Raw genomic sequence first — 18,467 nt, forward strand, 5'->3', positions numbered from 1 at the left:
TTTTATTCTGGTTTTTGGGGCCAGTCAATTTTTTTAATTTCTGAAACATCCATATCAATCAATTTAACACTATAGATTTCCCAATTGTTTAATAAAATAATTTCGTCCTCAGATATCATATTTAACCGTTTTTTTCTTCCTAACTGAATAATTATTTGTTCAGCTTCATGTAATAATGACTGCTTTTGACTTTCCAATTTTTGTAAGTCATATTTTTTCTGTGCAATAACATCTGTTACCCATTGTTCACCGTTCCATTTATCGAATGATGTTTTAGGCTCTAGCAAGGTTAATTCAGAAGGTAATTCTCCCATTGATTGTATTTTCTGAGATTGCTGAGTTTTAATGTGATAGGCAACTTTTCCACGAAAATCAGGTACATTAACCCATGATTTTTCATCAATACTGCGACAAACAGCTATATCAGACGCATCAGGTAATTCAGGAGCATCTAAATAAGCTCCTGCAGATAAACCAACACCAATAACAGTGCGTTCCATATCTGCACAAATATATTCACTGGTTTCGGTATTAGCTCGATAAACCATAATCCAGCCATTAGACGTTGCAAAACCATTTTCATCAAATTTTGGTATTTTAATATCTGTTGTATATTTCATTATGCTGCTCTCACTATATATAAAAATGCAATGTTACGGGGACGAGCTGATACATAAGCCCACCAGTCATAGCGGTTTTCTATACCATCTCGGTTCCAAGATATCCATTTCTTTCCTTTAATACTTGCCCATTGTGCATCAGTCATAGGATCACCAAATACAACAGCAGGAGAGCCAACAGAGCTAATATCCCCTGTATTGTTATCATCTAAGCCTGAAATTATGGTTCCTTCTTGGTGTGTTAATATTTTCCTGCTTGGATCTGCTCCCCGCCCATCGTCCAGCCCACGAATAAATTCCCCGCGCAAGTCTGGTAATTTTCCTGATGGATAGGCTAAACTTAATTTAGGATAAGTTGATTTATTAAAAGATTGCCCATTACAAACCAAATAACCAGAAGGTGGATTAGCCTGTGACCATGGCAAAGGAGTACCAACAGGAATACTTGTCAATGAGCTGATATCATCTTCTGTTAAGATTCTTCTATGTCCTTTAAAATTACCTTTTTCATCAAAAGCATATGTTGATATCCCAAATTTATCCCAATCACTTCCATAATTAAAAGAAATCCCTCTAGCATGTTGAGCACCCTGTGCCTGAGGATGAGCTACATGAATGGCTAATGCGCCAAGTTTCTCTAATCCTTCATTAGGCCTTAAAAAACCTGATAGTCCTAAATTACGTGAGCCAGCATCATCAAAGTAATTAACAGTCTTAGATAAAATATATCCTGATGTTTTAGTATTCGTATTTAAACGAATAAAACGATTATCTGACTCAGTTTTAGAATAAGCACCAACATCCGTTGCAGAAGGTTTATTTTTAGTGGTATAAAACTCTGTCCACGGCTCTTCAAATCCATATCTATCTCTAGCTGAACGATAAGCAATGCCATTGTTCCGATACATAGTCTTTAATTGTAAAGCTGGGGTACTACCAGCATCCACATTAAAATGTATGACAAGTTGGGAGTCTCCATTTCTTTGGGCAATATAAGAACCTGATGCTGCATCCCACGGTACGCCGTTTTCTCCTTGAACAATAGCTGTAGCCCCCCTAGAGAATGCCCCAACATCCCCTGAACTCAATGTGACATCATTCGCCAGCGATTTCCCATTCACCTTCCTACTATTTGGCACCGCATTCTGGGCTTGGTTTCGGGTTTCCGCTAAACCGAGGTTTTATAGAACACTATGTGAATACATGATAAGACTGATAACAGTAGATGAAAAGCAATAACCAAAAAAGTAATAAGCAAAAACATCCACATTTTATAGTTCAATTAATACCCAACATCCCAATTTATAGAAACACTATACAAAAAGAACAAAATACAAACAAAAATCGCCTGTTTTTAGTACATTTATTTCACCTTACATAATGCATGAGTGAAAAACCTTCATATGTACTAAATCCAGAAATAGCACGTTTTTTAGTCTTGTTATGTGACTACAGTAGGACTACAATCAATAGCTGTTATGTAAAGAAAGAGGGGATTTTTATGGCTAATGAAACTTATGTCAGGGCGAAAATTGACCCTAAAACTAAAGAACTTGCAACCATTGCACTCCAATCTATGGGGTTGACAGTAAGCGATGCTATTCGCATGTTGATGGTACAGGTAGCGGAAAAAAATACACTACCCTTTAAAGTGAAAGGTACTCATTACCGGAATGCTTCTCGCACAAAAGCTGCTATTAAACAGCTTGAAAGCGGGAAGGGTAAAACGTTTGATAGTGTTTCTGCTTTCATGGATGATCTGAACAATGATGAGGAAGATTAGTCGTTCTTCTGAGTTCAAGAAGGACTATAAGCGCGTGAAGAAAGGTAAATATCGCGCAACTATCGATGAAAGTTTAGTTGAAATACTGGATATACTGGTAAACGATAAACCAATCCCGCCAAGATACGTCGATCATCCACTAAAAGGGAACTGGCGGGGTTTCCGGGATTGTCATCTTCACCCAGATTTACTGCTGATTTACAAAAAAGTTGGTAATGCCATTTTGGAGCTTGCCCGATTAGGCTCCCACAGCGAGTTATTCTGATAACTCCTGAGTAAACCGTCCGTTGGGGCGGATTTTTTTATCTGCTGGACACCTAAAAACTCAACCAACTGATTTAAAACAAAAATATCTCAACCAATTTGTACCTCCCACCACACACCCCTAACCGCATGATTTAAAAGTCTTAATCTGCCAATATATGCCCACACCTTAACAGGAGAACCGCTAATTATGGCACAAGACTATCATCACGGCGTCCGTGTACAGGAAATCAATGAAGGTACTCGTACCATCACTACCGTTAGCACCGCTATCGTGGGTATGGTTTGTACTGCACCTGACGCAGACGAAAAAACATTTCCATTAAACACCCCAGTTCTGCTTACTGACGTTATGAGCGCCAGTGGCAAGGCAGGGAATAAAGGGACTTTGTCCGCATCACTGAAAGCAATCGCTGCTCAGGCTCAGCCTGTCACTGTGGTTGTACGTGTTGCCGAGGGCGAGTCTGAAGAAGCAACCATTTCTAACATCATCGGTGGTGTCACTGATGCAGGTAAGAAAACCGGTATGCAGGCACTGTTGGCGGCGCAAAGCCAGCTCGGTGTTAAGCCTCGTATTTTGGGTGTTCCGGGTCTGGATTCAAAAGCTGTTGCTGTTGAGCTGGCCAGCGTTGCCCAGAAACTGAAAGCAATTGCTTATATCAGCGCTTATGGTTGCAAAAATATCTCTGAAGTGATCAAGTATCGCGACAACTTCAATCAGCGTGAGCTGATGCTGATTTGGCCAGATTTCTTGAGTTGGGATACTGTTACCAATAGCGAAGCTATCGCTTATGCGACTGCTCGTGCTCTGGGCTTGCGCGCCAAGATCGACCAGGAAACTGGCTGGCACAAAACGCTGTCCAACGTTGGTGTCAACGGTGTGACTGGTCTGTCCGCTGATGTTTTCTGGGATCTGCAAGATACCGCAACTGACGCTGATCTGCTGAACAAAAGCGGCATTACCACGTTGATTCGCAAAAACGGCTTCCGTTTCTGGGGTTCTCGCACTTGTGCTGATGATCCACTGTTCCAGTTTGAAAGCTACACGCGTACCGCTCAGGTTCTGGCTGACACCATGGCTGAATCACACATGTGGGCTATTGATAAACCGCTGACTCCATCACTGGTGCGCGACATTATCGAAGGTATCAATGCCAAGTTCCGCGAATTGAAAGCTGGTGGCTACATCATTGATGGCCGCTGCTGGTATGACGACAAGGCTAATGACAAGGACACCCTGAAAGCCGGCAAACTGACCATCGATTACGACTATACACCTGTACCGCCACTGGAAAACATGATGTTGCGCCAGCGCATTACAGATAGTTACCTGATGGATTTCGCGAAAAGTATCAATAAATAAGGGGCTAACTGATGGCATTACCTCGCAAACTGAAATACCTGAACTTGTTCAATGATGGCAACAACTATCAGGGGATCGTGGAAGAACTGACTCTTCCTAAATTAAGCCGCAAGCTGGAAGCCTATCGTGGTGCTGGCATGAATGGCAGCGCAATGGTGGATCTGGGTCTGGATGAAGGTGCACTGGATGCTGAATTCACTCTGGGCGGCGTTGAAGCTCAACTGTACAAACAGTGGGGCATCGCGAAAGCTGATGGCGTCATGCTGCGCTTTGCTGGCTCTTTTGAGCGTGAAGATACCGGTGACGTAGTTGCGGTTGAAGTCGTGATGCGTGGTCGCTTTCAAGAGTTCGATCACGGCACTTATAAACAAGGCGATAACACCCAGACCAAAATCACCGCCAAAAACACTTACTTCAAATTGACATGGGATGGCGAAGAACTGATTGAAATCGACACCATCAACATGGTTGAGAAAGTGGGCGGAGAAGATCGTCTGGAGCAGCATCGCCGCGCTATCGGTCTTTTTTAATCGCTCTTTTTAGCAATTAATATTTTTAAAACTTATTTCCTGTCTCATCAGAGTGTAAAGCCTACCTGCTGGGACAGGTTTCTAATCGGATAAACAAGGTTGAACCATGACAGAAACACTGAATACTCAAAATGACGATCTGCGCACCATCGAACTGGAAGCACCATTGGCACGAGGCAACGGCGAAATCACGGAAGTGATGGTACGCAAACCTAACAGTGGCGCGCTGCGCGGTGCACGTTTACAGGCACTGCTGGAAATGGATGTGGATTCTATGCTGCTTGTCCTGCCGCGTGTTACCACCCCTGCATTGACCAAAAATGACCTGATAATGATGTCACCTGGTGATCTGATTAATCTCAGTGTGGAGGTGGTCAATTTTTTGTTGCCGAAGTCGGTCAAGTCCGATTCCCAGAACGATTAACTGTTGATGAATTGGTGGCAGATATCGCCACCGTTTTTCACTGGTCACCGACAGTGACAGATGAAATGTCACTGCCGGAATTATTGGACTGGCGACATCGGGCCATTTTAAGAAGTGGTGCAGAAAATGAGTAATATACAGTCGCAGCTAGATAAGGTACTGAGTACCGTTGGCAAACTGACCAGTTCCTTTAAATCTTTTCAACGGCATCAGAAAAAGCTGGCAGATACAGTAGATAAAATACATAACCAGTTTAAAAAGCTTAATAAGACCATTGAGAGCTTAAAACCTATAGTCAGATATGCGCAGGAAACTGCGCGTATACGCGCTGATCTTAAAGCCTATAATCAAACAATTAAACAATCTTTATCTACGCGGCAGAATTCTACAAGAGTTATGCAGGTTAGTGCCGCCAGTCAATCAGCCAATATTGTTCAAACTACCCAGATTATTAAACAAGAAAATTCATCCAGTAAAAAAAACGAATTTAATCTTGGTGTCACTGGGAATATGACTAACAATTTTAAATTGTTAGATAAGTTGGTCATTAATATTAATCCTAAAATAACAATTTTATTTGGCATACTGAATAAAATTAATGGGGTTTTAAATTTAACTACTGGCTTTGTAAAGGTAACGTTTCAAGCACTAATTAACCATATACAAATTTTCGGCAATATTGGCATAAAAGTATTTGACTCTTTAAGAGTCAGTTTGAATATATTTGCACTGTTGGGAATTCAAGCTTTTGTAGAGCTAAGAGCCGGCCTGAACTTTTTTGCACAGTTGGGGCTTCGGGCTTTTGTAGAGTTAAGAGCCGGCCTGAACTTTTTTGCACAGCTGGGGCTTCGGGTGTTTGTAGAATTAAGAGCCGGCCTGAACTTTTTTGCGCAGCTGGGCGTTCGGGCGTTTGTAGAGTTAAGAGCCGGCCTGAACTTTTTTGCACAGCTGGGGCTTCGGGCGTTTGTAGAGCTAAGAGCCAGCCTGAACTTTTTTGTGCAGTTGGGGCTTCGGGCGTTTGTAGAGTTAAGAGCCGGCCTGAACTTTTTCATGCAGTTGGGGCTTCGGGTTTTCGTAGAGTTAAAAGCCAGTCTTAATATTTTTGCACAGTTTGGAATTCAGATTTTTGTTAATCTAAGAGTTAGCCTAGATAAATTTGCGGAACTGGGGCGTAAGGCTCTGGAAATGCTAAAGTCCAGCCTGGATGTGTTTGCACAATTAGGAATTAAAGCTTTTGAAGCGTTAAAAACCAGTCTGAGTTTCTTTGCACAGCTTGGGATTCAGGCACTGGATAAATTAAAGTCCAGTCTGGATACATTTTTACAGTTAGGACTTAAAGCTTTTGAAGAATTAAAATCTACTTTGAATTTCTTTGCACAATTAGGCGTTCAGGCACTGGATAAATTAAAGTCCAGTCTGGATGTATTTATACAGTTAGGACTTAAAGCTTTTGAAGAATTAAAAGCCAGTCTGAATTTCTTTGCACAATTAGGCGTTCAGGCGCTGGATAAATTAAAATCCACTTTGGATGCATTTGTGCAGTTGGGTATTCAAGCTCTAAACAAATTAACATCACCTTTAGAGGTGTTTGCACAGTTGGGTCTTAAAGCTTTTGAGGAATTAAAAGCCAGTCTCAATTTTTTTGCGCAATTGGGAATTCAGGCACTGGATAAATTAAAGTCCAGTCTGGATACATTTTTACAGTTAGGACTTAAAGCTTTTGAAGAATTAAAATCTACTTTGAATTTCTTTGCACAATTAGGCGTTCAGGCACTGGATAAATTAAAGTCCAGTCTGGATGTATTTATACAATTAGGACTTAAAGCTTTTGAAGAATTAAAAGCCAGTCTGAATTTCTTTGCACAATTAGGCGTTCAGGCGCTGGATAAATTAAAATCCACTTTGGATGCATTTGTGCAGTTGGGTATTCAAGCTCTAAACAAATTAACATCACCTTTAGAGGTGTTTGCACAGTTGGGTCTTAAAGCTTTTGAGGAATTAAAAGCCAGTCTCAATTTTTTTGCGCAATTGGGAATTCAGGCGCTGGATAAATTAAAGTCCAGTCTGGATGTATTTGTGCAGTTAGGACTTAAAGCTTTTGAAGAGTTAAAAGCCAGTCTCAATTTCTTTGCACAATTAGGCGTTCAGGCGCTGGATAAATTAAAATCCACATTAGATGCATTTGTGCAATTGGGTGTTCAGGCACTGAATAAATTAACAGCGCCACTGGATATATTTGCGCAACTGGGAACGCAGACGCTGGATAAATTAAAATCCACATTGGATGCATTTGTCCAGTTGGGTGTTCAGGCGCTGAATAAATTAACAGCTCCACTGGATATATTTACTCAGATTGGAGTTCAGGCTCTGGAAGAATTAATAGCTAATATAAATAAATTTTCCCAAGTAGGTATTCAGGCTCTGGAGAATTTAAGAGATGGCTTAAAGGCATTCGCACAATTTGGAACCGAGGCTTTGGAAGCACTAAGAGCTGCCATGGATTTTTTTGGTAAAACCGGAAACAAGGTTTTTGGCTCACTTAATGATGGTGCTGATTTGCTATCTAACAAAGGAGGTAAAGATACTTTTGGAAAACAAAGAACAGGCTTGGGAGCATTAGGGAATATTGGTCAAAAAGTTTTTGGTGTTTTGGGTAATGGCATAAATATTCTGGCAAGTGTTGGTGTAAAAGGTCTGTCTTTCTTAAGTAATGCTTTCAGTACCTTAGGTAAGGTAATGATGTTTCTTGGTCGGGCTATGATGGCAAACCCAATTCTTGCCATTATTGGTGTTATCGCAATGGCTGCTATTTATATTTGGCAGAATTGGGAATCATTGGGGCCAAAATTCACAGCTTTATGGGAAAGCGTTAAAAATATCTTTAGCAGTGCTTGGGAAGGAATTAAAAACCTTGTTAATACTGCATGGGAAGGTATTAAGAGTTATTTCATGAATGGTGGGTTAATCGGCATTATCTACCAAAACTGGGATACCATTAAACAAAGTGCTTCAGAAGCTTGGGAATTCGTTAAAGCGACAATTAGTGGAGCTTGGGAATCCGTTAAACAGAATACATCTGAAATCTGGGAAAGCATTAAAAAATCAATTTCAGACAGATGGAATGAAATTGTTGCTGATGTTCAGGCTATTCCTGAAAAGTTAAAGAAGGCTGGATCAGAAATGATTGACAGCTTGTTGGTTGGTATTCAGGAAAAATGGGAAAACCTGAAAGGTAAATTTGCCTCAATTACGGACTGGTTTAAATCGTGGTGGTCTGACGATGATAAAAAGGAAGTTACGTTAAAAAAATCGGAGGAAATTACTAAGAGCGAAACATCTCAACAAGCGGCACAACTTACTAAACATGATACAGGAGGATTTATTCCTGCTGGGAAACAAGGCATTGTGGGTGAATATGGCCCTGAAATTATTAATGGCCCAGCCAATGTTACCAGCCGGAAAAATACCGCGAAACTCGCTGCTCTGGGGTTTGCTGTCAGCTCAATGTCACTGCCTGTTGCGGCGCAGGATGCACCTTTACATGCACAAAGTTTGCCTGCTCACACTTATGAGGAAGTTCAGGCGAAGAGGGAGCGGAGTCAGCCACAGCAATATAGTGGCGCAGCACTGCAATATAACATCTATGTCTATGGCTCTCAGGGACAGTCCGCGCAGGATATCGCCCGTATGGTCAGACAGGAACTGGAACAACGAGAACGTATGCAGCAAGCCCGTATGCGTAGCTCACTTTCTGACAGAGGAGAAGATTTCTCATGATGGCTGCACTTGGTTTGTTTGTATTTATGCTGAAAACAACGCCATATCAGACTTTTCAATATAAACAGAGTTGGCGACATGCCTTTAATAGCCGCGTGGGAGCGCGGCCTGCATGGCAGTTTGTCGGTTCAGATAACGATACGATCACGCTATCAGGAGAGCTTTATCCTGAGTTGACAGGTGGTTCTCTTTCACTGACTGCATTGAAATTAATGGCAGATAGTGGCAAGGCGTGGTCTTTCATTGATGGAAGTGGTGCGATTTACGGCATGTTCGTTATCGAAAGCATTGATGAGACAAAAACGGAATTTATGTCAGGTGGTGCTGCCAGAAAAATCAGTTTTACGCTGACTTTGCGGCGGGTTGATAACAATCTGTTTGAAATGTTGGGTGATTTGCAGGATCAGCTTTCTGATTTCAAAAATGAGGTTGTTGATAAAGCTAATGGAGTATTCTCATGATCGATCCTGAAAAGTGGATACCTAGCACGGATTGGGTTCCCCAATTTGATTTGGTTACCGGAAAAACCAGTAAGCCCGCTTTTCGTCTGGAAATCAATAACAAGGACATCAGCGGGAAGATTCAATCACGTTTGATATCGTTAACGCTGACGGATAATCGTGGCTTGGAATCAGACCAGCTCGATATTGAGTTGGATGATGCTGATGGCATGCTGAGTTTGCCTCGTCGGGGCGATGTTCTCACACTGGAACTGGGGTGGCATGGCCACTCCTTAACTCCGAAGGGAAAATTTGTTGTTGATGAAATCGAACATGTCGGTGCGCCTGATCGACTAACCATTCGTGCCCGAAGTGCAGATTTTCGTGGTGATCTGAATGTGAAACGCGAAAATTCTTATCATAAACAGACGTTAGAAAACATTGTGAGTACGATTGCTGCGAGAAACCAACTGAAATTTCAAATCAGTAAGGAATTACAAGGGATCTCCATGCACATCGATCAGACTAACGAATCTGACGTGAGCTTCTTGACTCGTATAGCAAAACAAGAAGGGGCAATTGCTTCTGTCAAAAATGGTGAGTTGTTGTTTGTTCTACAAGGACAAAATAAGACTGCGAGTGGTCAGGCTATTCTGCCTGTGCTGATTACTCGTGAATCAGGGGACAGCCATCGGTTTTCTTTGTCTGATCGTGAAGCCTATACCAGTGTTGTTGCCCAATGGCAGGATACACGCATAGCGACTAAGCAGACAGTTAAATTGAGGAGGGTAGAATCAAAGAGTAGGGAAGCCGAAATTATCATTGAATATGGAAGCAGCGAGAAAAAATCGTCAGGCAAGGATGCTCCTCAAAAAGAAAAAAATTCTTCCCCAAAAGAGAAAGACTCTTCTAAGAAAAAAGAATTTCGAGTCATTAAAAAGGAAAAAGATCGCAAAAGTGAGTCTCCTCAAGGAGTGAGTTCTGCCAAGTTTGCTAAGACTAGTGAAGTGAGTCTGGAAAAGAAAAATGGTGTCGATTTAACGAAGAAGAATCACAAAACAAAAGGAAGGGAGAAACCCGCTTATATTGAAAAAGCGCAAAAGGAGCGTAAAAGAAAAAACAGAAATAACGGAACAATTGACAGAGAAAGGAATATCGATACCAAGGTAAGTCTATCTTCTAAAGAACAAAATGAATCAACGACCGAGTATCATAAAACAACAACGGTACAGCAAGAATCTGCAAGTTACTTAGTAGGAACTCAGGAGAATGTTCTGACTCTTTCCCGCGTTTATTCTAATAAGGAAAATGCAGAGCGTGCCGCCAAAGCTGCTTGGGAAAAAATGCAGAGAGGCGCGGCGCAGTTCTCTATCACATTGGCGAAAGGGCGTGCAGATGTCTACCCTGAAACACCCATCCAGCTAAAGGATTTTAAGCCGGAGATTGATGGAACTCATTGGACACTGGTGAAAGTAACCCACAATCTTAACGACAGTGGTTTTACGACATCCTTGGATCTCGAAATCAAAATTGATGATGTTGAGATCAAAACGGCAGATACTGAAATAAAAACTTGATCTCAATATGAGATCTTTGGTATATTGTTCACCAGACGAGATGATGTTATTTCAAGAAAGGTGAACAATATGATTAAGTGTCCTCTGTGTGGTCAGTCAGCGCATACTCGTAGTAGCTTTGAACATTCAAGCCAAACAAAGGAGCGCTATAACCAATGTCAGAACGTCAATTGTGGAGCAACGTTCGTTAGCCATGAAACCTTTGTACGTTTCATTTCTAAGCCAGGTGAAGTCCAGAATGTCACGCCACATCCAAAGGCAAAAACCAAGAGGCAACCTCGCCAGAAAGTGGCTGCCGTGCAGTAATTAATGTAAAAACATAAATAACAAAAAACCATTGCTCCAGTTTTTGCCACCGTTATGGTGGCTTTTTTGTGGATATTGAATTGAATAAAGTTCTCTTATAGAGAACTTTATTAACGCCCACTTGTCAATAAAGTAGGCGTCAAAAGCATTTGGCGGGGTTATTTTTGATTATGGAATTCTTCTTGCAAAATCCTTTGCATTTCATCTTTGATGTGTAGTTTTTCTTTTTTCAAACGTACAACTTTATCACTGTAGCCCGCTCCATTAGGGCCTTCAAGTTGGGTTATCTCGTGGTCAAGTCGGTTATGTTTTTCAAACAGGGATTGGAAACGGGGATGAGATTCTTTCAGGTTGGATACTAAATCACGATATTCTAGAAACATGAGGCCTCCTATACGAAATTTACCACCACACTTAAATAAGTGTAGCAGCCCATTGTAATATCAGACTTGAGATATATCACATAAAAAAGAACTGGTAACACCAGTTCATCAGATTGATTATTAATAAAAGTTAACATTGATTCTAAGTGAATAGTTTTAATCTTATCTAATGCCGATAAAAATCAGAGTGTTGCCAAAAAACATAATTTACCCCAGATTTTTTATTGTTATTATTCAATCTCCTTTTTAAATATATTCAGAGGTGATATATGAAAAAATATCTATTTTCTTTAGCGGCGTTGATGGTATCGACTTCTGTTTTTGCGGATAAAAAACTTGAAGATGTAGCACCTTATCCTGCGGCTTCTGAGGGAATGATACGCAGTATGATTGAACTTCCTCAGAAAGAGCATGAAAACAACTACATGGTTGAGTTGATGATTGGCAAGGATATGAAAGTGGATTGTAACCATCATTGGTTTGGTGGCAAGTTGGAAACAAAAGTATTGGAAGGATGGGGATATAATTATTATGAGCTAAATAAAGTCTCTGGCCCCGCTTCAACAAAAATGGCATGTCCAAACAAGGAAAAAACCGTACGCTTTGTTCAGGTTAATTTAGGTAAAGATGCGGCTATACGCTATAACAGCAAATTACCTATCGTGGTATATACGCCAAAAGATATGACAGTAAAATATCGTATTTGGCAGGCCTCGGATAAAGTAAAGGAAGCAGTAATTAAATAAGCCATTGATTAAATAAGTCTTTAATTAGATAAATCAACAACCTGAGTTTTTCATATTAAACTCAGGTTGTTCTATTAATGAGCTTAATACACTGTTTTTTTATATTAATTTTTAAAAAATGAAGATACATTTCTTCGTTTCTTATTGTTAAGTTAACAATAAAGCAATCCATAGTTAACCTATACACGTTAATTCATATTGATGATGTTTACTTCATCTTTATTTTCTATCAGTGATTCCTTGCCCATACTTCAAAATACTAACTAAACTGTTTTTGGATTCTTTTGCATTCATGCAAATATCATTGAGGAATCGTAGCATGTTTAAAAAATTATCGGCAGAGTTCTTTGGTACTTTTTGGTTGGTATTCGGTGGATGTGGTAGTGCTGTTTTAGCTGCGACATTTCCACAGCTGGGGATTGGTTTTCTGGGGGTATCTCTGGCTTTTGGTTTAACAGTGGTAACGATGGCCTATGCTGTGGGGCATATTTCAGGAGGGCATTTTAATCCGGCGGTCACATTGGGATTGTTTGTGGGCGGTCGTATTTCAGCTAAACATGTCGTTCCTTATATCATTGCCCAAGTGATCGGAGGAATTGCGGCAGCAGCGGTGCTTTATCTTATCGCCAGCGGTAAAAGTGGTTTTGATGCAACGGCAAGTGGTTTTGCATCTAATGGCTATGATGAACATTCTCCCGGTGGTTTTTCATTACAAGCTGCAATTATTATTGAATTAGTATTAACCGCATTCTTCTTGATTGTCATTCTTGGGGCAACAGATAAAAATGCGCCAGCAGGTTTCGCACCATTAGCTATCGGTTTAGCATTGACACTTATTCATTTAATTAGCATTCCAGTAACAAATACATCGGTGAACCCGGCAAGAAGTACTGCGGTTGCTATTTTCCAGGGAACCTGGGCTTTGAAGCAGCTTTGGGTATTCTGGTTTATTCCATTAATTGGTGGTGTTATTGGAGGGTTAATATATCGATTACTATTACGGAAAGATGATTCATTTGTTAATTAATATTTTATTCATTTTGAAAAGCCATGCTATAGCATGGCTTTTTTTACCCTTTTTATGGTGGATTTATTCACCCTTCAATATTTTTAAAGGAAAAAATGATGGAGAAAAATATAACATGGGAAAGAGGTGAATATTGGCTTGCAACGGATAAGAGAAAAATTGATATCCATTTCATACATAGTGAATTAACGCAATTGTTTTTGGCATGCGGTATAGAGTTTGATAGAGTCAAAATTGCAATAGAAAATAGTATATGTTTTGCATTATTTCACCGTGATAAAGAAATTGGTATTGCACTTGTTATGTGAATCCGCGTGTATTTATTATTGATGAACATCAAAAGAAAGGGTTAGAGCGCTGGTTGGTAGAATGTATTTTACAATATCCAGTTATTCCTTATGTGCAATACGTGACATTGGTGACTTCTATGGCGGGATGGCTCTATGAGAAACTTGGTTTTTCACCCGTTGTTGAGTAGGATTTTGTATGGACATTAGACAAAACGAAAATACCTAAAGCACCTCAATAAATAATAAAAGTTCAGGCGGTTATTATTATATATAATACCGCCTGGTATTTTATATCGTTTCATTAAGAGTAAAAGTAAATAACTATTCTGAAAATAAACATCATTACTTATTGGAAGTGTTATTTTCTCTATATAAAGTGAAAATATCTGGAAGTAAAGTTATTAAGCCAATCAGAGCCATACATACTCCAACCCATAATGGTGCTTGTAGTCCCCAGCCTAAATTAAGACAAAATCCACCAAGAAAAGAACCAATGACAATACCAAGAGTAATCACAGAGGAATGAATAGTATTAACCAGTGGACGACCGTTAGCTGTTTGCATAACTCGAGTTACCATAGCTGGGTTCATAGTGACTCCAACTAATCCGATACCGATTATAGATAAGGCAGCAAGTAACTTTTTATCTGCAAATAAGCTAAATAGCAGGAGAAACAGAGTAAGAGAAATCAAGCCAATAGCTAATGTTATGATTGAATGGCGATCCGCTAGCTTACCAACCACGGCATTGCCTACAATTGTGGCAGCGCCATAGAGGGTAAGTAAAGTTGTGATCATGCCATCGCTATAGCCAGTTACTTCTTTTAATATTGGTGTGAAATAAGTAAATGCAGCAAAAGTTGCACCAATAATCAGCAGACTGGTGGAAAAAACATGCCATAATTTTAGATTCTTTAATCCTCTCAATTCTGCCCGTAAGCTAGTGATGGCAAGTTTTGGGATTGAAGGAAGGTAAAATATACTGATAACACTCGCTATTGCTGCCAATACACTGATTGTCCAAAAACTCTCTCGCCAACCGACATATGTGCCTATCAAATTAGCCATGGGTAATCCTAAGATCGTTCCTAACATAATGCCGGAAAGCACAATTGAAATTGCCCATCCCCGAAGTTGTTCTTCTACGATTTCCACACAGATTGCCAGTGTAACGCCAAAGAAAGCTCCTGAAACAGCCCCAGTGATGATCCTTGCGACCATCAGCATAAGATATGAATTTGCAAGTGCTCCAACGACTTCACCGATAATGAAAATCATATATAGGATAATTAATGCTCTTTTAGGCGGTGTTTTTAATAATCCCATGGCTAGAAGTGGGCCTCCAAACGCCATAGCTAGCGCATATAAAGAAACAAGATAACCGATTTGAGAAATGGATACGCCTAGATCGTATGCCATAATTGACACCATTCCCGTTACTTGAAATTCACTGGTTACCATAGCAAAGATGCCGATTGTCAGTATGTAGATAGCTAGGGGGAGAGATTTATGTTTTGCCGTAGTGCGGCAATGATTAGCAATATTGGGTCGTGGGTTTTCCATATTATCGTCTTTTGTTGAGAGTATTTTTGTAGTGGTAATTACAAAATTATCTGACTTGCGAAAATGGATCAAGGTATTTATGTTATAGCCACTACAGAAATAACGATGGGGACATATGATGGCACAACGAGGACGCCCTTTGAGCTTTGACCGTGATACTGCACTTCAACAGGCAATGGAGTTATTTTGGGCTAAGGGTTATGAAGGTACACAACTTGTTGATCTCACGGCTGTAATGAATATCAATCCACCGAGCTTTTATTCAGCATTCGGCAGTAAGAAAAAAGCCTTTTATGCTGCGGTTGAACTTTATATTAAAACTGTAGGGGCTAAAGTGATGGTCGGACTTAATGAAGCTGGCAGTATCAGGGAAGGAGTGCGATCAATGTTAGAATGCTCTGTCGATGTTGCTACTTCAAACCGGGCAGGTGGATGTTTGCTTATTCTGGGAATAGTTCATAATTCTCAGGAAAATGAGGATGTTTATGCCTATCTTAAAACAGTGCGTAAAAACACATTAGCAGTGATTTATCATCGGATAGAAAAAGGTATAGAAGATGGTGAATTATCCAATGAGATCGATGCTAGAAAATTGGCATCCTATTTTTTTGGAGTTATGCAGGCAATTTCATTGCAGGCACGTGATGGAGCCTCAAAAGATGAACTTATGGATTTGATTGAACCTGCGATGGCTGTAATATCTTCTTGAATAAATTAATGTCAAAAAATTTTACTCCCCCGATGATCTTTTGCCACTTTATCAATAGGTTGATTTACTGCTCAGTCGGTTGATCTGATTGCGGGTTTTTAATATTTCTTTGGCTTCGATTTTCATATCTGGAACGTCCCTTGAACACCACCTAATGGTTGGTGGATCATAAAACGGGTATTTGGCAGCAAGTTGCTGATTAATTTTCCCTGTGATAATGATAGAACGTGATTTAATGAGCTGATTCCGAGTATATGGGGTTGTTGCCATCTCTTTTTCGTGTTTGTTTGTAAATTTGTCATACATTATTTTTTATCTCGTAATAAATGATATTAGATATCTAAATAATATAGCTTTAAAAAACATTTTTCTAAAAAACCTGAACTTTATTTACCTTTTGTAACATCATCAAAAAAATTGAATTATTTTTTTAAAAAATTTAATTTTTTTAAGAAACTATAATGATATATATTTATATGCAGGATTTTTATAGTTATATAACACGTGTAACAAAATAAGATAAAATAAAAAAACCTCAATGTATTTATAGTTAGGTTTGGTTGTATATTATTAATTTCCTTCTGTAATATTTTTTAGAATTTTTTGTTTTTTATATCCGAAAGCGTGTGGGCTGATGTTTTATAAACAGCAATATTTACATATTGCCAATTGCATTAATTAGCTTAGATATAAATGTAATAAATTAGGAATGAATTATGGAACGTTTTGACATAGAAGAAGTATCTAATAAAATTCTAAATGAGTTATTGCAATACCGGCGTCGTTTCCCTGAATCTGAACATACACTTCAATATGAAGAGAAAAAGGTTTTAGAGGTTCAATTGCCACGTATTCGTACATTTGTGGAACAAGGGAAACCTATAGAATGTATTTTGCCTGCATTTCCGACAAAATCACCAAACCCTAGAAAAGTATTGGGTAAGATGCCGGATATGGCAGAAAAATTGTCACTGATTTTTCTAAACTCCCTTTGTCAGCGTATTCAGCTTTATTATCCACCTGGAGCAAATATTGTTATTTGTTCTGATGGACATGTTTTTAGTGATCTTATTCATGTTGATGATGACACAATTACCCATTACCAATTAGAAATTGAAAAACTGTTGCATGAACTGGGCGCGACTCATCTTTCGGTTTTTAATCTTGGGAACGTTGAATCACTAACTCAATATACCAGTGATTACGATCAACTACGTGAATTATTGGTTAGTCGCTATGCATCTTCAGTTGAAGAGATCAAAGAAACACTCAAAGAAAGCGAAGATGGAGTTCGATTATATCGGGCAATTACTCGTTTCCTTTATGAAGATAGTTTATTACCAGAATACACGGGTTCGAAAAATGCGTTGCAAAAGGATGCACGTCAGCGCGCTGTCGGAGTTATCCAACGTAGCTGGGCGTGGGGTAATTTGCTGGCGGAGCAGTTCCCATTGGCGATCCGTCTTTCTATTCATCCACAGCCCGTCGACAGTATCAAAATTGGTATTCATATGATGCCGACCCGGGATGATTGGTTGACGCCGTGGCATGGTGTGGCTGCCAATATTAATGGTCAGTTTGTGTTGATGAAAAGTGATGAAGTGAAAAAGATGAATGGAAAGCTAATCGAAATTCGGGGCATTCCAAGTCATTACTTGATTGAAACATTATCTGAAGAAAAACTGTTTGAAGAAAACCCGCAAACAGAATTCCAGACGACGGCAGCACAAGCAGAATAACTCAGTGGTATAGCGCATTTTTGAGGGAAAAAAATCATGAATACATATGAACTTGATTGTCATATTGAGTTGGTGAAACCTTTCGGAGTATTTATTACTCCCAAGCATCCTGATCAGGATATTACCACACTGTCAGTTGATGCCTTGCGTGAATTGGCTCGTACTCATCTGCTGGTTGTATTACGTGGTTTTCGCTCCGGTTTTACGGATAAAGAAAAATTGACGGAATATTCCAATCGCTGGGGTGAAATCATGATGTGGTCATTTGGTACGGTATTGGATGTTATGGAACATCCCGAACCGTCTGACCATGTCCTGGACAGTAGTGGTGTGCCGTTGCATTGGGATGGGATGTATCGAGAGTCGATCCCTGAATTTCAGATATTTCACTGTGTTTCTGCTCCCGAAGCTGCTCAGGGAGGACGTACTACATTTGTCAACACTGAACAATTGATTACCGATGCCAGTGATGATGAGCGCAATGCATGGAAAAATACCACCATTACTTACCGCACAAGCCGAGTGACACACTATGGTGGTGAAGTTGTTTCACCGTTGGTTTGTCTGCATCCTGACGGTAAAAAATGGGTGATGCGTTACAATGAGCCGATGGGAAAAGAAGATACGAAGTATGCTAATCATCACTCTGTGAAGATAGATGGAATATCACAGGAAGAACAACAGACACTTGAGGAAACATTGTATAACCGATTGTATGATCCGCGTTATTTTTATGCTCATCAATGGCAGTCTGGAGACATTGCGATTTGCGATAACTTCACTTTATTACATGGACGTGAGGCCTTTATTTCCCTTTCTCCTCGCCATATTCAGCGGGTCCATATCCATGGCATGCCTGTGTGTGAAAATCACAGCTTTCGCACTATTTCTGTTTCCGGTTCCTGACTGAGTAGAAGTTGTCTTGA

General features: G+C 39.8%; 22 protein-coding genes. 17 read left to right on the plus strand and 5 right to left on the minus strand.

The window, feature by feature from the left end:
• Positions 1-2: 2 nt before the first annotated feature.
• Both PSI23_RS02405 and PSI23_RS02410 read right to left on the minus strand, forming a co-directional pair.
• Positions 3-620, minus strand: a complete 618-nt coding sequence (locus tag PSI23_RS02405; protein ID WP_273553568.1) for a tail fiber assembly protein — start codon at positions 618-620, stop codon at positions 3-5.
• On the minus strand, positions 620-1,708 hold the full coding sequence (locus tag PSI23_RS02410; RefSeq protein ID WP_273553569.1) for a phage tail protein: 1,089 nt from the start codon (positions 1,706-1,708) through the stop codon (positions 620-622). Before PSI23_RS02410 ends, PSI23_RS02405 begins: the two co-directional genes overlap by 1 nt.
• Before the next feature lie 413 nt (positions 1,709-2,121).
• On the opposite strand from PSI23_RS02410, the gene PSI23_RS02415 reads away from it, so the two are divergent.
• The 10 genes from PSI23_RS02415 to PSI23_RS02465 all read left to right on the plus strand — a co-directional run bounded on the left by PSI23_RS02415 (position 2,122) and on the right by PSI23_RS02465 (position 11,084).
• Complete coding sequence (locus tag PSI23_RS02415) at positions 2,122-2,403, plus strand: type II toxin-antitoxin system RelB/DinJ family antitoxin (protein WP_273553570.1); 282 nt, start codon at positions 2,122-2,124, stop codon at positions 2,401-2,403.
• On the plus strand, positions 2,387-2,668 hold the full coding sequence (locus PSI23_RS02420; protein WP_373567272.1) for a type II toxin-antitoxin system YafQ family toxin: 282 nt from the start codon (positions 2,387-2,389) through the stop codon (positions 2,666-2,668). The genes PSI23_RS02415 and PSI23_RS02420 overlap by 17 nt, the downstream gene beginning before the upstream one ends.
• A gap of 189 nt (positions 2,669-2,857) precedes the next feature.
• A complete protein-coding gene (locus PSI23_RS02425; RefSeq protein WP_273553571.1) occupies positions 2,858-4,030 on the plus strand; it encodes a phage tail sheath protein in 1,173 nt (390 codons plus the stop codon).
• An 11-nt stretch (positions 4,031-4,041) separates the two neighbouring features.
• Positions 4,042-4,560: a phage major tail tube protein gene (locus PSI23_RS02430; RefSeq protein WP_273553572.1), complete on the plus strand. Its 519-nt coding sequence runs from the start codon at positions 4,042-4,044 to the stop codon at positions 4,558-4,560.
• A 106-nt stretch (positions 4,561-4,666) separates the two neighbouring features.
• Positions 4,667-4,984: a phage tail assembly protein gene (locus tag PSI23_RS02435; protein WP_074024573.1), complete on the plus strand. Its 318-nt coding sequence runs from the start codon at positions 4,667-4,669 to the stop codon at positions 4,982-4,984.
• A gap of 14 nt (positions 4,985-4,998) precedes the next feature.
• Entirely contained in the window at positions 4,999-5,118 is a 120-nt protein-coding gene (locus PSI23_RS02440; protein ID WP_273548068.1) for a GpE family phage tail protein, read from the plus strand.
• Positions 5,111-8,761 carry a phage tail tape measure protein gene (locus PSI23_RS02445; protein WP_273553573.1) on the plus strand — a complete coding sequence of 1,217 codons (3,651 nt, stop codon included), beginning with the start codon at positions 5,111-5,113 and terminating at the stop codon, positions 8,759-8,761. Before PSI23_RS02440 ends, PSI23_RS02445 begins: the two co-directional genes overlap by 8 nt.
• Positions 8,758-9,222: a phage tail protein gene (locus tag PSI23_RS02450; protein ID WP_273553574.1), complete on the plus strand. Its 465-nt coding sequence runs from the start codon at positions 8,758-8,760 to the stop codon at positions 9,220-9,222. Before PSI23_RS02445 ends, PSI23_RS02450 begins: the two co-directional genes overlap by 4 nt.
• Positions 9,219-10,778 carry a phage late control D family protein gene (locus tag PSI23_RS22745; RefSeq protein ID WP_306309485.1) on the plus strand — a complete coding sequence of 520 codons (1,560 nt, stop codon included), beginning with the start codon at positions 9,219-9,221 and terminating at the stop codon, positions 10,776-10,778. The genes PSI23_RS02450 and PSI23_RS22745 overlap by 4 nt, the downstream gene beginning before the upstream one ends.
• A 69-nt stretch (positions 10,779-10,847) precedes the next feature.
• Positions 10,848-11,084 carry an ogr/Delta-like zinc finger family protein gene (locus PSI23_RS02465; RefSeq protein WP_273553575.1) on the plus strand — a complete coding sequence of 79 codons (237 nt, stop codon included), beginning with the start codon at positions 10,848-10,850 and terminating at the stop codon, positions 11,082-11,084.
• Between the two features lie 158 nt (positions 11,085-11,242).
• Here PSI23_RS02465 and PSI23_RS02470 read toward each other — a convergent pair whose 3' ends face one another.
• Positions 11,243-11,467 carry an HP1242/YdcH family protein gene (locus tag PSI23_RS02470; RefSeq protein ID WP_092519164.1) on the minus strand — a complete coding sequence of 75 codons (225 nt, stop codon included), beginning with the start codon at positions 11,465-11,467 and terminating at the stop codon, positions 11,243-11,245.
• Positions 11,468-11,736: 269 nt separating this feature from the next.
• Here PSI23_RS02470 and eco point away from each other — a divergent pair, with 269 nt between their 5' ends.
• From eco to PSI23_RS02490, 4 genes are all read left to right on the plus strand, one after another.
• Entirely contained in the window at positions 11,737-12,213 is a 477-nt protein-coding gene (gene eco, locus PSI23_RS02475; protein ID WP_273553576.1) for a serine protease inhibitor ecotin, read from the plus strand.
• 319 nt (positions 12,214-12,532) lie between these two features.
• A complete protein-coding gene (gene aqpZ / locus PSI23_RS02480; protein ID WP_273553577.1) occupies positions 12,533-13,240 on the plus strand; it encodes an aquaporin Z in 708 nt (235 codons plus the stop codon).
• Between the two features lie 95 nt (positions 13,241-13,335).
• The gene (locus tag PSI23_RS02485; protein WP_273553578.1) at positions 13,336-13,548 is read left to right on the plus strand and encodes a hypothetical protein; all 213 of its coding nucleotides are present in this window, start codon (positions 13,336-13,338) and stop codon (positions 13,546-13,548) included.
• Entirely contained in the window at positions 13,545-13,718 is a 174-nt protein-coding gene (locus PSI23_RS02490; protein ID WP_273553579.1) for a GNAT family N-acetyltransferase, read from the plus strand. Before PSI23_RS02485 ends, PSI23_RS02490 begins: the two co-directional genes overlap by 4 nt.
• Before the next feature lie 154 nt (positions 13,719-13,872).
• Here the strand turns inward: PSI23_RS02490 and PSI23_RS02495 are convergent, their stop codons facing one another.
• On the minus strand, positions 13,873-15,093 hold the full coding sequence (locus tag PSI23_RS02495; protein WP_273553580.1) for an MFS transporter: 1,221 nt from the start codon (positions 15,091-15,093) through the stop codon (positions 13,873-13,875).
• Positions 15,094-15,208: 115 nt separating this feature from the next.
• On the opposite strand from PSI23_RS02495, the gene PSI23_RS02500 reads away from it, so the two are divergent.
• A complete protein-coding gene (locus PSI23_RS02500) occupies positions 15,209-15,802 on the plus strand; it encodes a TetR/AcrR family transcriptional regulator (protein ID WP_273553581.1) in 594 nt (197 codons plus the stop codon).
• 51 nt (positions 15,803-15,853) lie between these two features.
• Here the strand turns inward: PSI23_RS02500 and PSI23_RS23135 are convergent, their stop codons facing one another.
• The gene (locus PSI23_RS23135) at positions 15,854-16,108 is read right to left on the minus strand and encodes a hypothetical protein (RefSeq protein WP_373567273.1); all 255 of its coding nucleotides are present in this window, start codon (positions 16,106-16,108) and stop codon (positions 15,854-15,856) included.
• Positions 16,109-16,518: 410 nt separating this feature from the next.
• Here PSI23_RS23135 and pvcA point away from each other — a divergent pair, with 410 nt between their 5' ends.
• Positions 16,519-17,541, plus strand: coding sequence for an L-tyrosine isonitrile synthase (gene pvcA, locus PSI23_RS02510; protein ID WP_273553582.1), 1,023 nt, complete (start codon positions 16,519-16,521; stop codon positions 17,539-17,541).
• Positions 17,542-17,577: 36 nt separating this feature from the next.
• A complete protein-coding gene (gene pvcB / locus PSI23_RS02515; protein ID WP_273553583.1) occupies positions 17,578-18,447 on the plus strand; it encodes a tyrosine isonitrile desaturase/decarboxylase in 870 nt (289 codons plus the stop codon).
• Positions 18,448-18,467 lie beyond the last annotated feature (20 nt).

The sequence above is a fragment of the Xenorhabdus yunnanensis genome (assembly GCF_028598805.1).
Classification (GTDB): domain Bacteria; phylum Pseudomonadota; class Gammaproteobacteria; order Enterobacterales; family Enterobacteriaceae; genus Xenorhabdus; species Xenorhabdus yunnanensis.

Coding starts and splice junctions, on each gene's coding strand:
- PSI23_RS02405 (WP_273553568.1), bottom strand. CDS start 620: ATGAAATATACAACAGATATTAAAATACCAAAATTTGATGAAAATGGT.
- PSI23_RS02415 (WP_273553570.1), top strand. CDS start 2,122: ATGGCTAATGAAACTTATGTCAGGGCGAAAATTGACCCTAAAACTAAA.
- PSI23_RS02420 (WP_373567272.1), top strand. CDS start 2,387: ATGATGAGGAAGATTAGTCGTTCTTCTGAGTTCAAGAAGGACTATAAG.
- PSI23_RS02425 (WP_273553571.1), top strand. CDS start 2,858: ATGGCACAAGACTATCATCACGGCGTCCGTGTACAGGAAATCAATGAA.
- PSI23_RS02430 (WP_273553572.1), top strand. CDS start 4,042: ATGGCATTACCTCGCAAACTGAAATACCTGAACTTGTTCAATGATGGC.
- PSI23_RS02435 (WP_074024573.1), top strand. CDS start 4,667: ATGACAGAAACACTGAATACTCAAAATGACGATCTGCGCACCATCGAA.
- PSI23_RS02445 (WP_273553573.1), top strand. CDS start 5,111: ATGAGTAATATACAGTCGCAGCTAGATAAGGTACTGAGTACCGTTGGC.
- PSI23_RS02450 (WP_273553574.1), top strand. CDS start 8,758: ATGATGGCTGCACTTGGTTTGTTTGTATTTATGCTGAAAACAACGCCA.
- PSI23_RS22745 (WP_306309485.1), top strand. CDS start 9,219: ATGATCGATCCTGAAAAGTGGATACCTAGCACGGATTGGGTTCCCCAA.
- PSI23_RS02465 (WP_273553575.1), top strand. CDS start 10,848: ATGATTAAGTGTCCTCTGTGTGGTCAGTCAGCGCATACTCGTAGTAGC.
- PSI23_RS02470 (WP_092519164.1), bottom strand. CDS start 11,467: ATGTTTCTAGAATATCGTGATTTAGTATCCAACCTGAAAGAATCTCAT.
- eco (WP_273553576.1), top strand. CDS start 11,737: ATGAAAAAATATCTATTTTCTTTAGCGGCGTTGATGGTATCGACTTCT.
- aqpZ (WP_273553577.1), top strand. CDS start 12,533: ATGTTTAAAAAATTATCGGCAGAGTTCTTTGGTACTTTTTGGTTGGTA.
- PSI23_RS02485 (WP_273553578.1), top strand. CDS start 13,336: ATGATGGAGAAAAATATAACATGGGAAAGAGGTGAATATTGGCTTGCA.
- PSI23_RS02495 (WP_273553580.1), bottom strand. CDS start 15,093: ATGGAAAACCCACGACCCAATATTGCTAATCATTGCCGCACTACGGCA.
- PSI23_RS02500 (WP_273553581.1), top strand. CDS start 15,209: ATGATGGCACAACGAGGACGCCCTTTGAGCTTTGACCGTGATACTGCA.
- PSI23_RS23135 (WP_373567273.1), bottom strand. CDS start 16,108: ATGTATGACAAATTTACAAACAAACACGAAAAAGAGATGGCAACAACC.
- pvcA (WP_273553582.1), top strand. CDS start 16,519: ATGGAACGTTTTGACATAGAAGAAGTATCTAATAAAATTCTAAATGAG.
- pvcB (WP_273553583.1), top strand. CDS start 17,578: ATGAATACATATGAACTTGATTGTCATATTGAGTTGGTGAAACCTTTC.